The sequence below is a fragment of the Halomonas sp. BM-2019 genome, assembly GCF_017584085.1.
In genome coordinates, this window is the sequence record NZ_CP071922.1 from 2433928 (window position 1) to 2434263 (window position 336).

Annotated in this window: 1 pseudogene; it reads left to right on the forward strand. The window is 69.6% G+C overall.

Annotated features, from left to right (window positions below):
* Window positions 1-164: 164 nt before the first annotated feature.
* A pseudogene (locus J5F18_RS12120) lies at window positions 165-336 on the forward strand (sensor histidine kinase); the annotation flags it as partial.

The window sequence follows — 336 nt, forward strand, 5'->3', positions numbered from 1 at the left end:
GCGGCGGATCGCGGCGAGATAGCGCTCGAGGCTCATGGGGGCTCCCTCCCGGCCGGCACACCGCCCTAAGCCTACCAGAGCCCCGCCCATGCGTGACCGGGGAGGCCGGCGCCTGCAGGCGCCGGATCGGTTATCATCGGGGCAGAGATCGCGACGGAGTCGCCATGTCCACAACCCAGCCACTGCCCCTCTCTACCCCCAGCCGCAACCTGGTGCGCCTGACCATCGTCCGCGGCATCACCTGGACCGGCTTCCTGGCCGGCATCATCGTCGGCGTGGAGCTGCTCGACTTCGAGCTCCCGGTCAAGACGGTGATCGGCGTGGTGCTGGTCATGG